12 protein-coding genes and 1 pseudogene are annotated in these 15,917 nt (G+C 39.8%); 7 read left to right on the top strand and 6 right to left on the bottom strand.

Annotated elements, in window-relative coordinates:
* Nucleotides 1-8: 8 nt before the first annotated feature.
* From trpCF to AACU95_RS13235, 3 genes and pseudogenes are all read right to left on the bottom strand, one after another.
* Nucleotides 9-1,382: a bifunctional indole-3-glycerol-phosphate synthase TrpC/phosphoribosylanthranilate isomerase TrpF gene (trpCF, locus tag AACU95_RS13245; protein WP_110144354.1), complete on the bottom strand. Its 1,374-nt coding sequence runs from the start codon at nt 1,380-1,382 to the stop codon at nt 9-11.
* 5 nt (nt 1,383-1,387) lie between these two features.
* Nucleotides 1,388-2,981, bottom strand: a pseudogene (gene trpD, locus AACU95_RS13240) (bifunctional anthranilate synthase glutamate amidotransferase component TrpG/anthranilate phosphoribosyltransferase TrpD).
* Nucleotides 2,981-4,558: an anthranilate synthase component 1 gene (locus tag AACU95_RS13235; protein ID WP_161737083.1), complete on the bottom strand. Its 1,578-nt coding sequence runs from the start codon at nt 4,556-4,558 to the stop codon at nt 2,981-2,983. Before AACU95_RS13235 ends, trpD begins: the two are co-directional and overlap by 1 nt.
* Nucleotides 4,559-4,876: 318 nt before the next feature.
* Here AACU95_RS13235 and rnm point away from each other — a divergent pair, with 318 nt between their 5' ends.
* From rnm to AACU95_RS13215, 4 genes are all read left to right on the top strand, one after another.
* A complete protein-coding gene (gene rnm, locus AACU95_RS13230; protein ID WP_004243058.1) occupies nt 4,877-5,737 on the top strand; it encodes an RNase RNM in 861 nt (286 codons plus the stop codon).
* Between the two features lie 24 nt (nt 5,738-5,761).
* Nucleotides 5,762-6,382, top strand: coding sequence for an L-threonylcarbamoyladenylate synthase (locus AACU95_RS13225; protein WP_004243057.1), 621 nt, complete (start codon nt 5,762-5,764; stop codon nt 6,380-6,382).
* A gap of 366 nt (nt 6,383-6,748) precedes the next feature.
* Entirely contained in the window at nt 6,749-7,675 is a 927-nt protein-coding gene (rluB, locus tag AACU95_RS13220) for a 23S rRNA pseudouridine(2605) synthase RluB (protein WP_004243055.1), read from the top strand.
* Nucleotides 7,676-7,908: 233 nt separating this feature from the next.
* Complete coding sequence (locus AACU95_RS13215; protein WP_223231924.1) at nt 7,909-8,820, top strand: hypothetical protein; 912 nt, start codon at nt 7,909-7,911, stop codon at nt 8,818-8,820.
* A 52-nt stretch (nt 8,821-8,872) separates the two neighbouring features.
* Here AACU95_RS13215 and cobO read toward each other — a convergent pair whose 3' ends face one another.
* Together cobO and AACU95_RS13205 are read right to left on the bottom strand one after the other, a co-directional pair.
* Complete coding sequence (cobO, locus tag AACU95_RS13210) at nt 8,873-9,463, bottom strand: cob(I)yrinic acid a,c-diamide adenosyltransferase (RefSeq protein ID WP_004243052.1); 591 nt, start codon at nt 9,461-9,463, stop codon at nt 8,873-8,875.
* A 23-nt stretch (nt 9,464-9,486) separates the two neighbouring features.
* Entirely contained in the window at nt 9,487-10,248 is a 762-nt protein-coding gene (locus AACU95_RS13205; protein WP_026090429.1) for a YciK family oxidoreductase, read from the bottom strand.
* A 213-nt stretch (nt 10,249-10,461) separates the two neighbouring features.
* On the opposite strand from AACU95_RS13205, the gene sohB reads away from it, so the two are divergent.
* Complete coding sequence (gene sohB / locus AACU95_RS13200) at nt 10,462-11,508, top strand: protease SohB (RefSeq protein WP_004243049.1); 1,047 nt, start codon at nt 10,462-10,464, stop codon at nt 11,506-11,508.
* Nucleotides 11,509-11,840: 332 nt separating this feature from the next.
* Here the strand turns inward: sohB and AACU95_RS13195 are convergent, their stop codons facing one another.
* Entirely contained in the window at nt 11,841-12,089 is a 249-nt protein-coding gene (locus AACU95_RS13195) for a YciN family protein (RefSeq protein WP_036896103.1), read from the bottom strand.
* Between the two features lie 305 nt (nt 12,090-12,394).
* On the opposite strand from AACU95_RS13195, the gene topA reads away from it, so the two are divergent.
* Together topA and sodC are read left to right on the top strand one after the other, a co-directional pair.
* A complete protein-coding gene (gene topA, locus AACU95_RS13190; protein ID WP_004243046.1) occupies nt 12,395-14,992 on the top strand; it encodes a type I DNA topoisomerase in 2,598 nt (865 codons plus the stop codon).
* 173 nt (nt 14,993-15,165) lie between these two features.
* A complete protein-coding gene (sodC, locus tag AACU95_RS13185; RefSeq protein WP_004243045.1) occupies nt 15,166-15,690 on the top strand; it encodes a superoxide dismutase family protein in 525 nt (174 codons plus the stop codon).
* Nucleotides 15,691-15,917: the final 227 nt, after the last annotated feature.

Raw genomic sequence — 15,917 nt, 5'->3', positions numbered from 1 at the left:
TGTCCTTGTCAGAAATTTTGTGAAAATTTGCTTTGTTGTAATTGTGTAAAGACTTGCGATAGACGTTGTGGATCTTTGATACCTGCTGAAGATTCCACCCCTGAATTAAAATCAAGTCCTAAGCAACCGGTGTTTAGAGCGTCTAAACAGTTATCACTGTTTAGGCCACCTGCAAGTAATGCTTTATGGCGTAAAGTAGGCGGAATAGTTTGCCAATCAAAGGTTCTGCCTGTACCACCCGTACCATTATCTAATACATATTTGTTAACTTGCGCAATGTGCTGAATATCATGGTGATAAGCCATATTAAGCGCTTGCCAAATTTCGCATTGTGGAGCGATTTTTTCCCTTAGTTGGGCAATAAATTGTGCATCTTCAGCGCCATGTAACTGAACCGCAGATAAATTAAGTTGTTTAGCATAGTCACAAATAAGCTCAATAGATTGGTTTTGAAAAACGCCCACAAAAGCTAATGGCGCTTGTGTTATCAATAATTGCGCTTGTGACAGTGTCACTCTTCGTGGTGATTTCTCAGCAAAAATTAATCCTCCATAATAGGCACCCGCTTGATAGGCTGCTTTAACATCTTGTGTGCGGGTTAAGCCGCACACTTTATGCTTTCCCAAAATAAGTGCTCTTACCGCTTGGGCAATATTCTCTTGTGACATCAAGGCACTACCCACTAAAAAGCCATTAGCATATTGACTTAGTGTTTTAACTTGTTGATGGGTATGAATTCCAGATTCGCTGATAACAATAGCCTCTTGCGGTAAACCTTGGCTAAGTTGTTCGGTACGGGATAAATCAATAGAGAGATCACGTAAATTACGATTATTAATCCCGATCACTTTTGCTTTAAGCTCAATGGCTCGCTGACGCTCTTCTTCGGTGCTCACTTCTGTTAATACTCCCATATTTAATTGGTGAGCAACGGCACTAAGCGCACGATACTGTTCATCATTAAGAACAGAAAGCATTAATAAAATGGCATCAGCTTGGTAAAAACGAGCTAAATAAATTTGGTATTCATCGATAATAAAATCTTTACATAAAACAGGTTGATGAACGGCATCACTAACTTGACGTAAATAATCAAAACTGCCTTGAAAATATTTTTCATCAGTCAGTACCGAAATAGCGGCTGCATAGGGTTGATAAATTTTCGCAATGGCAACGGGATCAAAATCAGAGCGAATAATCCCTTTTGAGGGCGATGCTTTTTTACACTCTAAAATAAACACTGGGTGTGATCGCGTTAATGCTTGATAAAATGAGCGTGTCGATGGCGCAATCTTATCTATAAAGGTTGATAAAGGTTGCTGTGCTTTACGTGCAACTAAATATTCGGCTTTATCTTTAACAATGGCATTTAATACAGTCATTATTTTTATCCTCTTGCGGCTAGCGCATTAACGCGATTAATGGTTTTACCGCTATAGATTGCGTGCATAGCAACTTCGGTATTAGCTTTCAAATCTTCTTGTCCGTGTAAACGCATTAATAAGGCGACATTGGCAGCGACGGATTCAGTGTGTGCGCGTTTACCTTGTCCTTGCAGTAAATTAGCCAATAATTGGCGATTAACCTCAGGTGTACCGCCTTCAAGATCACTTATCGCACAAGGACGCAGACCAAAATCACTTGGGGTTAATTGATAACGAGTGATTTCCCCATTGTGTAATTCAGCCACTTGTGTGGGAGCATGTAATGACACTTCATCCATTCCACCACTATGGACCACTGCCGCACGTTTGTAGCCCAAGACATTTAAGGTATCTGCAATAGGCATTAATAATTCAGGACTATAAACACCAATTAATGCTAAAGGCGGACGCGCTGGATTAATTAATGGGCCTAACACATTAAAGAGCGTGCGTGTTCTTAGCTGTTGGCGCACAGGGGCGGCAAAGCGAAAACCACTGTGATAAAGCGGCGCAAATAAAAAGCATAGTCCAATTTCATCTAACAATTGGCGGGCATCGTTGGCACTTTTATCTAGCGGAATACCAAATGCCGCTAATAAATCTGATGATCCTGAGCGACTAGACACGCTACGATTACCATGTTTAGCCACTTTTAGACCAATTTCTGCCGCGACAAACGCACTGGCTGTTGAAATATTGATGCTATTGGCTCCATCGCCGCCAGTACCCACAATATCGCAAAACAGATAATCTGGGCGTGGAAAAGGAGAGGCATTATCCAATAGGGCACGAGCCGCTCCGGCAATCTCTTGAGGGTGCTCACCACGCATTTTCATACTAATCAATACGGCTGCTAACTGTGATTCTGTTAATTCACCACGAATAATCGCACTAAACAGTGTTTGGCTCTCTTCTAAGCTTAATTGTTGTCCTGCAAATAATTTATTGAAGATAGTATCCATATTATGCGTCTCCTCTTGGTGCTTGTGCCCATGCAATGGTTTGTTGTAAAAGTTGTGCGCCTTTAGTGGTTAAAATTGATTCTGGATGAAACTGAAAACCACAAGTTCGATGTTGGCGATGGCGCACGGCCATCACGGTGTTATCACACCACGCATTGACGATAAGTTGCTCAGGTACAATTTCGCCAGAGAGTGAATGATAACGAGCGACGGGCAGAGGATTTGGCAGATGTTCAAACATCGCCTGCCCATCATGGGTGGCGAGCGTAGCTTTACCGTGTAAAATTTCCCCACAAGAAGAGACTTTACCGCCATAAGCTTCAATAATGGCTTGATGCCCTAAACAGATACCAATAATAGGCAATTTACCTAACATGCGATTAAGTAGCTCAGGCATACAACCCGCTTGTGATGGTGTACCAGGGCCGGGAGACAACATAAGAATAGGGTTATCTAACAGGTTTAATTGTTTTTCGATAAAAGAAGCACTGACATCATTGCGATAGATGATCACTTGATGATGTTGACTGCGTAAAAGGTCGACTAAGTTATAAGTAAAAGAGTCGATATTATCGAGTAGTAAGAGCGTCGCCATTAGCAAGCCTCCTGCATATGCGTTTCAGCATGCGCCTGTAAAATGGCATTGATAACCGCTTGTGATTTATTGCGAGTTTCTTCTGCCTCCATTTTGGGATCAGAATCGAGCACAATACCAGCGCCCACTTGAATAGTTGCAATATCTTTTTCTACATAAGCAGAACGAATAACTATGCAAGTATCAAAATCACCGTTACCAGTAAAGTAGCCAATTGCACCGCCATAACTGCCTCGTTTGGTTTTTTCATATTGTGCAATCAGTTGCATAGCACTGACCTTCGGTGCTCCTGAGAGTGTCCCCATATTCATACAGGCTTGATAGGCATGAAAAATATCTAAGTCATGACGTAATGTTCCTACCACTCTTGATACTAAGTGCATAACAAAAGCGTAGCGATCTACTTTGGTTAATTCAGCGACATAACGGCTTCCAGCTTGGCAGATACGCGCTAAATCGTTGCGTGCTAAATCAACCAACATAAGGTGTTCTGATAACTCTTTGGTATCTGTGCGCATTTCAAGCTCAATGCGGCTATCTAAATCAGCATTGATTGAGCCGTCGGCATTGCGACCTCTTGGGCGTGTACCTGCGATAGGATAAATTTCAATTTGGCGATCACTTGCTTGATATTTCAACGCACTTTCAGGTGACGCACCAAAAACGGTAAATAACGCATCTTGCATATAAAACAAATAGGGACTGGGGTTTTTTTGTTTCAAAACTTGATAGGCAGCCAGTGGTGAAGGGCAGTTAATTTGAAAACGACGTGATGGAACAACTTGGAAAATATCGCCACGACGAATATAGGTTTTCATCGCTTCAACAATAGCACCATACTCTTCGTCATTCATATTGCTACTTACAACCGCTTGCTGAGGTGTTAATGGTTGACGTTGTGGTTGTTTTAAAGGTTGCTGTGCGAGTGCAACTAATTGTGCCTGACGGTTATCAAGACGCTGACACTCTTGTGGATTATCCGTAAAGGCAACGGAAATTAATTGGCTATGATGATGTTGATGGTCGATCACAATTAACTGTTCAGCTAAATAAAAACAGTAGTCAGGGCAAGAAAAAACCGCTTCTAAATCAGGTAAGGATTCAAATCCGTTCACTAAATCATAGGCAAATAACCCTCCCACAAAAATAGCATTGGCTTCTTTTGCAGCGCTATTTGCTAGGAAAAAACGTAAAACATCAAATACGCTAGCCGCTTTTAACTTGTTCTCTTCATCTTGAGGGAAAGATGATGATGCAAAAGTAAATACACATTGTTCCGCTCGCTCTACGGAGAGTGTGCTTTTTTCTTTTAGTGCGTTTTTTAATAACGCTAAGATATGTTGGCCGTTGAGACTTAACGCATCGACAGTCACTTGATTTTTGTTTGCACTAATACGTAATGCACTATCAACGATTAACAAACTTTTTAAATTGGCTTTGGTATCAATTTGTGCGGATTCTAACAATAAGGTGTGATGACGATGTTCACACAACGTATTGAAAAGTAACGCCGGCTCGCTGTGATAAGGCAATGCCGTTACCTTAGTTGTTAATGGGAATGCAAGTGAAGTGTTCATTATTATCGCTCTATTTTCTTTTTTCTGGTGCTGATAAGCACAAAATTGGCATATAAAAAAACCCGCGGTAGGCGGGTTTTAGATATCACTGATGCTAAGCAGGAGATCAAACCGCCCATAAAAGAGTTTTGCGCCACCACAGAGCAATAAGACGTTGATTGATATTCATAAGATCTCCTTACAGCGGATGATAAGTTTATATTTAATAGACTAGCTCATGTTGTGTACTAGTAAACTGGATTATATTAGGTTCGTCAAGTACTTTATGGCATACTCTTAAAAATTCGTTGTATCACTGAGGATAAACAGGGAGAAGGAATGACTGAATTGCTATCTGATTTACGCGTGATTTATGATCTGCATAGCCATACTACTGCATCAGATGGCGAGCTCTCACCTGATGAATTAATCGATAGAGCCATTGAAAAACAAATTACGGTATTAGCGATAACCGATCACGATACTACTGCTGCTATCCAACCTGCCAAAAATTATATTGCAGAAAAAAGTTTACCTTTAACTTTGATATCAGGTGTCGAGATATCGACTTTGTGGGAGAATATAGAAATCCATATTGTTGGATTACAGATTGATATCGAACACCAAGCTATGACGACATGCCTAGCAAAACAGAGTCAATGCCGTGAAACTCGCGCTAAAATGATCGGCGAACGTTTAGCTAAAGCGGGTATTGCTGGGGCATGGGAAGGGGCAAGTGCCCTAGCGAAAGGCGGGCAAGTGACACGAGGACACTTTGCGCGTTTTTTGGTTAATGAAGGGCATGTGGCATCGGTCAATAAAGTATTTAAACGCTATTTAGCAAAAGGAAAAACAGGTTATGTACCGCCACAATGGTGCTCAATTGGTGACGCTGTCACGGCTATTCATCAAGCAGGCGGAGTTGCGGTATTGGCACATCCTGGTCGCTATGGTCTATCCTCTAAATGGTTAAAGCGATTAGTGCTTTATTTTAAACAACAAGGTGGTGATGCTATAGAAGTGGCACAATGCCAACAACCACCACAAGAGCGAGAACAACACGCAGCTTTAGCACAAGCTTATGATCTTAAAGCTTCGTTAGGTTCTGATTTTCATCGCCCTTGCTCGTGGATAGAGCTAGGACGTAATTTATGGTTACCCGCTAATGTTGAACCTGTATGGACATTATGGCAGGGATAACATCAAAAAGTCGTTGAGGGATATATGAGCCAACTTTTTTACATTCACCCTGATAATCCGCAGGCTCGTTTAATTGAACAAAGTGCGGATGTTTTACGCAAAGGCGGAGTGGTAATTTATCCAACAGATTCAGGCTATGCGATAGGTTGTTGTTTGGATAATAAAGATGCGATGACGCGTATTTGTCGAATTCGCCAACTCGATAAACATCATAATTTCACTCTAATGTGTCGAGATTTATCAGAAATTGCCACTTATGCCTATGTTGATAATGTTGTTTTCCGTTTAATTAAAAATAATACGCCTGGTAACTACACCTTTATTTTAAAAGCCACCAAAGATGTACCTAAGCGTTTAATGAATGATAAACGTAAAACAATTGGTTTACGTGTACCTTCTAATCCTATTGCGCTGGCATTATTAGAAAATATCGGTGAGCCATTAATGTCTACCAGCTTAATATTACCGGGTAATGATTTTGCAGAGTCAGATCCGGAAGAGATTAATGACTTATTGGGTAAACAGGTTGATTTAGTGATCCACGGCGGTTACTTGGGGCAAAAGCCAACCACGGTGATTGATTTAACAGAAGATAGCCCCGTTATTGTCCGTGAAGGAATGGGCGATATTACGCCTTTTCAATAACCTTTTAAATTTGGTAAATGCATCATAGGGGACTTATTATAGTGAGATAAAAGGTGAAGAGATTTATTGCTTGTGTTAAATTTACGCACTGCGATAAAGCCATTGGGCGCATCTTGTGGTTAGTGACATCAAGAAAGCTGTTTTTGAAGTAAACGGCATAGTAACGATGGAAGCCTAAGGCGCTATTTTATCGACACGATTTTATTTGTCATGCTCATTTTATTGTCACTTTGGCATGGCTTATCCCTGAATCAATAGACCTGTGTTTGTTAAACAGTTTAATAAACATGGGTTATTTTTTACCTGATTGATTTTAAAACTAATTTATTTTATGACGCCTGTGAAGGCGACACATGAGGTTGTTTCATGAGCGATAAATCGCAACGTACTGAAAAATTACAAAAAATTCTTGCTCGTTCTGGTCATGGTTCTCGACGTGAGATTGAAGGCTATCTTCAAGAAGGCCGTATCAGTATTGATGGCGTGAAGGCAAAATTAGGCGATCGTATTGATGCCAATTCTACAGCCAAAATCCGTTTAGATGGTCGTATATTAAGTATTCGCGAAGCACAAAAAGATGTTTGTCGAGTGTTAGCTTATTACAAGCCAGAAGGTGAGCTATGTACACGTAGTGATCCACAGGGCAGACCGACCGTATTCCAACGTCTTCCGCGTTTAAATAGTGCGCGTTGGATAGCCGTTGGTCGTCTTGATGTTAACACCAGTGGTTTATTACTCTTTACCACTGATGGTGAGTTAGCCAATCGCTTAATGCACCCAAGTCGTGAAGTTGAGCGTGAATATGCGGTACGTGTTTTTGGTGAAATTGATGATGCAAAAATTCGTCAATTGACTCGTGGGGTACAATTAGAAGATGGGCCGGCATCATTCCGTTCGGTTTCTTATCGCGGCGGTGAAGGCATTAACCAATGGTACAATGTATCGCTAACGGAAGGACGCAATCGAGAAGTCCGTCGTATGTGGGAAGCGGTAGGTGTGCAGGTTAGTCGCCTTATTCGTGTGCGTTATGGTGATATTGATTTGCCTAAAGGACTTCCACGTGGCGGATGGGTTGAGCTAGGCTTAAATCAAATTAACTATTTACGCCAGCTGGTGGAACTAAACGATGAGACAGTAACCAAAGTGGCTGTCGAAAAAGATCAGCGTCGAATTAAAGCAAATCAAATTCGTCGGGCGGTGAAACGCCATACCAAAATTTCTGCGCGTACTTCAACTTCACCGGCTAAGCGTGCCTCAAGCCGCCGCCAATCAGCGGGAAGTAAAAGCAAATAAACGAATAATTATTGATAAATTCAAATTAAATTTTCAGTTAGATACAGAAGTCTGCTAATTTTTAGCAGACTTCTTTTTTTGATAGCTTTATTTTTATAATAAATAAAACTATGATGCTTATATTAATACGATGATAAGCTGTTTCTATCATATTAATATTTTATTTGTATTTATTACGATAAGGTATACGCGATAATATGCATCGTTATATTTATTTAACAACAGTGTTGTGTATGAACTTTCTTAGTTTAGGCTGTGATGAGGCAACAACATCGACAACACAAACAGGCATTTTTTATATCAGTAACAATAACAATGTGCCGTTACAATTTAAAATTGATACTAATCATTTTTCGATTAATAAAGGTGAGGTAAAAAAAATAACATTAACCAATGGAGAGCATATATTAGAATCAAACTCAGGTGAAAAGAAAGTATTTATGGTTTACCCTGGAAATAATGGGGGGATTATTAATCCCTCTCAGGAAATATACTATAGCTTTACTTCCGTGTTTACTTCAGAAGAAAATAAAGAACACTTTTATTTAGATACGCGCTCTGTTTGGATCAATGGACAATTAATACATGGTGCCATTAATAGCACAGATGCTGTGTTTATCGACAACAATATCTTTCGTTGTGACATTCCATTAAATGAGCCTATTCCTCCTTATTTACCAGATTGGAAGAATTCTGGGGTAGGCAATGTATTGACTAAATGCTTCTCTCAAGAGGAGTTTCAAACGTTTTTAGCCAAATATCCTTATGGTATTCATTTCGAGAATAATCACGATTTATTAACCAAACAAGCTAAGAAAGAACAGTTTAGTTGGATAAATGAAAAAGATACACGTACTGAGGATTTTAATCCTACACTGAGTGAAATAAATTTTAATAATAAAGAATTAGTACAAGAAGCCAATACTATTTATGAAATAGTTTACTCGTATTTAGCGTCTCGTGATCCTGATAAGAAACAAGAGCTTTATAATATTTATCATCTGCATATCATGTCTATGGCATGGATTTATAGCCAACAAATACAAAATGATATACTGGATGATAAAGAAGCCTACTTTCAATTAATAAAAGAGACCGGAAGAATATTTGGTGCAGGTATATTAGGTGAACCTGTATTGATATAAATATATTACGGCAATCTGAACACATAATACGAGTTTATTATACGCGTTTATTTTACCAATCAATTCCTTTTTGTGCTTTGATACCACTGTCAAACGCATGCTTAATAGGACGCATTTCCGTAACGGTGTCTGCTAATTCTATTAATTGTCTATGACAGCCTCGTCCTGTAATAATAACACTTTGATGATCAGGACGAGAAGTAATAGCCGCAACCACATCTTCAAGTGGTAGATAATGAAAACTGATCATATAAGTAAGTTCATCTAAGACAACTAAATCATAGTCAGGTGAATTAAGTAATTGCAGTGCATATTGCCAAGTATTTAAACAGGCTTGTGTATCGGCAGCTTTATCTTGAGTTTCCCATGTAAAACCGGTTTCCATAACATAGAAGGGAACGCCGGCTTGTTCTAAAAGATTACGTTCTCCATTTTCCCATGTCCCTTTAATAAATTGCACAACACCGACTTTTTTATGATGACCAACCGCACGTGTAGCGGTTCCCATGGCGGCGGTGGTTTTCCCTTTACCATTACCAGTAAAAATCATCAAAATGCCTTGTTCGCGTTGCGCCTGCGCAATTCGGGCATCAACTTTTTCTTTCAAACGTTGTTGGCGCTGTTGGTGTTGTGCATCACTCATAGGATAAACCTTATATTCTCAAGTTATTCAGCAGGTCCGGCTTTACGATCGGGTTGTGCATCTAAAGATTGACCACTCACTTCAATGCTGTCATCACTCATTAGATAGAGATATAACGGCATTAGATCTTTTGGCGTTTTAAGTTTTTGTGCATTTTCATCGGGGAAAGCACTTGCTCGCATACTGGTGCGTGTTCCACCCGGATTGATGCAGTTAATACGCAAGCTACTGTCTTTATATTCTTCATGTAACACTTGCATTAAGCCTTCTGTGGCAAATTTAGAAACAGAATAAGCCCCCCAACCATAACGGCCTTGGCGACCTACACTGGAGGTTGTCAAAATAAGGCTTGCATGAGGTGCCTTAAGCATTAGGGGGATTAAGGCTTTAGTCAACATAAAGGTTGCATTAACGTTGACTTGCATCACATCATGCCAAAGTGTACTTGGTTGGTTAATTATCGGCTCAACGACACCGAGTAGGCCGGCATTTTGTAATACACCGTCCAAATGAGGAAAACGTTTTACGATAGTATCAGCAAATTCCTGATAATCGTTCTCGCTCGCGGTGAGTAGATCTAAAGGGTAAAGCATCGGTTGTTGCCCGCCTGAAGTGATAATCTCATTTTGTACATCTTCAAGCTTAGATAAGGTACGTCCTAACAAGATTAATGTCGCACCATAGCGAGCATATGTGAGAGCAGCTTCTTTACCTATGCCATCACCAGCCCCCGTTACTAGAATTATTTTATCTCTTAATACAGTATGATCGGGTTGATATTGCAACATATTAATATCCTGTTTATTGAAAAATAAATAAAGTGTAACGTCTTATGTGCTTAAGAACCAGTTTAGCGACTCATTTTTAAAGTGATTAACGGCTAGTGATACAGATAATAACTGCCAGAATGGCGCCTTTGTTACTGGCATCAGCGTAAAATTTCGTTAAACTAGGTGCTATGATTTCACTGTGTTTTATTAACCTTAAAAGAGGCCTTTGTGGAGTATATTTTACAATATGGACTGTTTTTAGCTGAGATTGCGACAGTTGTTGTCGCTATTATTGCTATTGTTTCGTTTTTTGTGGTTATCGGTAGTAAAAAGCAACATCGAAAAGGCACATTAAAGGTGACTGATCTTGCTGAGTCTTACCACGATAAACAACGTGTTATGCAACAAGCCAAAATGGATGAGGCTGAATTAAAAGTGTGGCATAAAGCGTTTAAAAAACAACAAAAGAAAGAGCAAAAACTGAGTAAAAACAATGCTAAAGAAGGGCGCAAAGGCGTTGTTAAACCTTGTTTATATGTTATTGATTTTAAAGGTAGCATGGATGCCCATGAAGTTGGTGCATTACGTGAAGAGATAAGCGCTATCCTCTCTGTGGCACAAGCGGGTGATGAAGTACTGCTTCGTCTTGAAAGTCCTGGCGGTATGGTTCACGGTTATGGCCTAGCAGCAGCCCAGTTAACTCGTTTAAAAGATAAAGGGATCAAATTAACTGCAGTGGTCGATAAAGTCGCCGCCAGTGGGGGTTATATGATGGCCTGTGTCGCTGATAAAATTGTTGCGGCACCTTTTGCGATTATCGGCTCTATCGGTGTGGTCGCTCAAATACCCAATATTCATCGTTTATTAAAGAAAAATGACATTGATGTTGAGTTACATACTGCCGGTGAATATAAACGCACGTTAACCCTATTAGGGGAAAATACGGATGAAGGTCGTGAGAAATTTAAACAAGATCTCAATGAAACTCATCTGCTATTTAAGTCTTTCGTACATAAATATCGCCCTGAATTAGATATCGATAGTGTTGCAACCGGCGAGTATTGGTATGGAACGGATGCTGTAGATAAAGGGCTGATTGATGAAGTGGGGGTCAGTGATGATTGGCTCATCAGTCGTATTAATGATTTTGAAGTATTATCCGTTCAATATATCCTGAAGAAAAAAATGGTAGAACGAGTTACTGGTGGTGCAATGGAAAGCGTGGATAAATTAATGATGCGTTGGCTACAAAGGGGTAAAAACCCACTGTTATAAGCATTATCAAATAACGTGTTGCTATCAAATTAGCGATATTCAGCAGTTAGATGTAAGCTGAGTATCGCTATTTTTTTATTATTTATTCAGCGTTTTTCGAATAAAAAAAGCCAGTGAGGTACACACTGGCATAAAAATAATTGATAATTTTTAACAACAATCGGGCAATATTTCCTCTTTCTAGGAAGACTCAATATAGCGATAAAGAGAAAATAAATATAATTGATATTACATATTGAATTGATAGGCTCTGAAAATCTTCTCAATATCTTATATTGATAGTTAATAACCGATTTGTTGGCAATAAGTGCCAAAATAGTCAACAAACATCATCACGCTAGATGGTATTTTTCAGATAACACATGTGCTAAATGTTTAAACATATTGAATGCAGCGGTACTTTTAGCCGTGGGTAAACCCTGTTCATCTAAAAAAAATTCGCCTTTAAATACCAGTACATTGCCTTTTTGTTCAACAGAATCTGCGTACATACCTTGTAAATAGTCTTCATGTTCACGTATGATTTTATTCGCTTTTTCAAGTAGCATCTCTGCGGAAATAGGTGTAGTTTGTGTCGACATCATTTATGCTCCTTAGAAAAATAATTTGTTGCGCCTCGCTTTTTATCAGGTAGAGTGTGGCATTTTTAAAAGCTTAGCTACTCTATATACATAGACATCGCTATGTTTTAGACCTGAATCAGTGATGAGGTGATTAAAATACCTCAAAAAAAGTAACGTGTTTTGCGTTTAAACAAAAGCTTTGAATAAAAACAGGTTGATATATTGCAAAACTAACGCAATATAAAAAGAGATTTCAAAAGTTTTCTGAGCTGAGGGTATTAAACTATACCGTCATGACAAAGTTTAATTAGGTAAAGGTAATTATGGGTAAAGCTCTTGTTATCGTGGAGTCCCCGGCTAAAGCCAAAACAATCAATAAATATCTTGGCAATGACTACGTAGTAAAATCTAGCGTGGGTCACATTCGTGATTTGCCAAAAAGTGGTTCTGGCAGCCAGAAGAGCGAAAACTCATCCGCCACGAAAGGCGTGAAAAAGGTTAAAAAGGATGAGAAATCAGCCTTAGTCAGCCGTATGGGTGTCGATCCTTATAATGGTTGGCATGCAAACTACCAAATTCTGCCGGGTAAAGAGAAGGTAGTCGCTGAACTAAAAGCATTGGCTGAAAAAGCAGATCATATCTATCTCGCAACGGACCTTGACCGCGAAGGAGAAGCTATCGCGTGGCATTTACGCGAAGTGATCGGCGGTGAAGATGATAGATTTAGTCGTGTCGTATTTAATGAAATTACGAAAAATGCCATTACACAAGCATTCCAAACACCGGGTGAGCTGAATATTGACCGTGTTAACGCGCAACAAGCACGTCGTTTTATGGATCGTGTGGTTGGCTATATGGTTTCTCCGCTGTTATGGAAAAAAGTGGCGCGTGGTTTATCTGCGGGGCGTGTACAGTCAGTTGCGGTACGCCTACTCGTCGAGCGTGAACGTGAAATTAAAGCATTTGTGCCAGAAGAGTATTGGCAATTACACGCTTCACTGCTGACACCCGATGAACAACCCTTGCGTATGGAAGTGACGCACTATCAAGATAACGCCTTTAAACCAGTCTCCTCTGAGGAAACTCAGGTGGCGGTTAAGGCGTTACAGAATGCCACTTTCATCGTTAAAAACCGTGAAGATAGACCAACATCCAGTAAACCAAGTGCCCCTTTGATCACCTCTACATTGCAACAAGCGGCAAGTACTCGCTTAAGCTTTGGGGTGAAAAAGACCATGATGTTGGCTCAACGTCTTTATGAAGCAGGTTATATCACCTATATGCGTACTGACTCTACCAACCTGAGTCAGGATGCAATCCAAATGGCACGTGATTATATTCACGATAAATTTGGTGCAAAATATCTGCCTAAAGAGCCGAATGTTTATTCAAGTAAAGAGAACTCACAAGAAGCGCACGAAGCTATTCGTCCTTCTGATATCAATGTGACGGCTGAATCTTTAAAAGATATGGATAGCGACGCGAAGCGTTTATATCAACTGATTTGGGATCAATTTGTCGCCTGTCAAATGACACCGGCAAAATATGACTCAACCACACTTACGGTTGTATCAGGGGATTATAAACTACGCGCTAAAGGTCGCACATTACGTTTTGCGGGTTGGACAAAAGTCATGCCAGCAATGCGCAGTAAAGATGAAGATAAAACATTACCAGCGGTTGATGTAGGGGCGCAATTAGCGTTAGCTGAGTTATCGCCAACGCAACACTTTACTAAGCCACCAGCGCGTTTTAGTGAAGCTACATTAGTTAAAGAGCTAGAAAAACGAGGTATTGGTCGACCTTCAACTTATGCTTCAATTATCTCTACCATTCAAGATAGAGGTTATGTCAAAGTTGAAAACCGTCGTTTCTATGCAGAAAAAATGGGTGAGATTGTTACCGATCGCTTAGAAGAAAACTTTAGTGATTTGATGAACTACGATTTCACGGCTCAAATGGAAGATCATCTCGACCATGTTGCCAACAACCAAGAAAACTGGAAAGCGGTATTAGATGCATTCTTCACAGATTTTAGTCAGCAACTAGAAGTCGCTGAAAAAGATCCAGAAGAAGGAGGAATGCGACCTAACCCTATGGTTATTACTTCTATTGAATGTCCTACTTGTTCTCGTCATATGGGAATTAGAACAGCGACGACAGGGGTATTCTTAGGGTGCTCGGGCTATGCTTTACCACCAAAAGAGCGTTGTAAACAAACGATAAATCTTATTCCTGAAGATGAATTACTTAATATCTTGGAAGGAGATGATGCGGAAACTAATGCATTACGTGCCCGTCGTCGTTGTCCGAAATGCGGTACGGCAATGGACAGTTATCTTATTGATACTCATCGTAAATTACATGTTTGTGGTAATAATCCTGCATGTGATGGTTATGAAGTTGAAGAAGGTGAATTCCGCTTAAAAGGTTATGAAGGCCCAGTGATTGAGTGTGATAAATGTGGCGCTGAAATGCATCTAAAAATGGGGCGTTTTGGCAAGTACATGGGTTGCACCAATGAAGAGTGTAAAAATACACGTAAGATCTTAAAGAGTGGTGAAATTGCACCACCAAAAGAAGATCCGGTTCCACTACCTGAGTTGCCTTGTGAAAAATCGGATGCTTACTTTGTGTTACGTGATGGCGCGGCGGGTATTTTCCTTGCGGCCAATACGTTCCCTAAATCAAGGGAAACCCGTGCACCGAAAGTCGCTGAGTTAGTACGTTTTAAAGATAGATTATCGGAAAAAATGCGCTACTTAGCACAAGCACCTGTAACCGATCCAGAAGGGAATCCAACCATAGTACGTTTTAGTCGTAAAACTAAACAGCAATATGTCTCTTCTGAAAAAGAGGGGAAAGCAACAGGTTGGTCAGCCTTTTATATTGATGGCAAATGGGTTGAAAAAAGTAAATAATATCGATAGTTATTGATATTTTAAGATAAAAAAGCGACTTACTGACATAAGTCGCTTTTTTTGCATTAAGAGGATATGCTAATTAACGTACATTGAAACAGTATTAATGGTGAGTCTCTATTTGTTGATATCGACGACTTTATGCTGAGCATAAATAATAAGAGGAAGATACTATGAAACTGATACCTTTGTTACTCTCTGGACTACTCTTTACATCGGTTGCCAGTGCGGCGAGCTTAGATGTTACGTTAAAAGAAGCCTTACCTACAGGGGCGGGTGATGATATTGGTGTTGTCACTATTACCGAAACCGATTATGGGCTGTTATTTACGCCAAAACTTACTGGGTTAACACCGGGTGTTCATGGTTTTCATATCCATGCTAATGGCTCTTGTGAGCCAGATATGAAAGATGGAAAACCTGTTCCAGCATTAAAAGCGGGTGGTCATCTTGATCCTGAAAATAAAGGTGTTCACTTAGGGCCTTATAACAAAGAAGGGCATTTAGGTGATCTACCTGGTTTGGTTGCCAATAGTAAAGGTGACGCTGATTATGCCGTTCTTGCTCCTAGACTGACTAAGCTTGATCAAATTAAAGATAAAGCCTTAATGGTTCACGTTGGGGGAGATAACTACTCAGATAACCCAGAAGCGCTTGGCGGTGGTGGTGCTAGAATGGCATGTGGTGTGATTAAATAATTCATTTAGTTATAATCCAAAAGCTATCTGATGATGGCTTTTGGGTTAATGGTTATACTCACTAAAATAGTGCATAGTTTTATCCCATCGCAATGTGATGAAATCACATTTAATATTGATTAAAAAACGACTGCTTTAAGCGGTTTTTCTTATGTATTTTTTTGGTGTTAACCATATCATTTTTTCTTTTTCTATTTTCCCCGTCATTTTCTACTATTACTTATTTG

It is taken from the genome of Proteus sp. G4415, assembly GCF_963896075.1.
GTDB classification, from domain to species: domain Bacteria; phylum Pseudomonadota; class Gammaproteobacteria; order Enterobacterales; family Enterobacteriaceae; genus Proteus; species Proteus mirabilis.
Note: the sequence above shows the minus strand (reverse complement) of the source record. Positions and strands in the feature narration are given on the sequence as shown.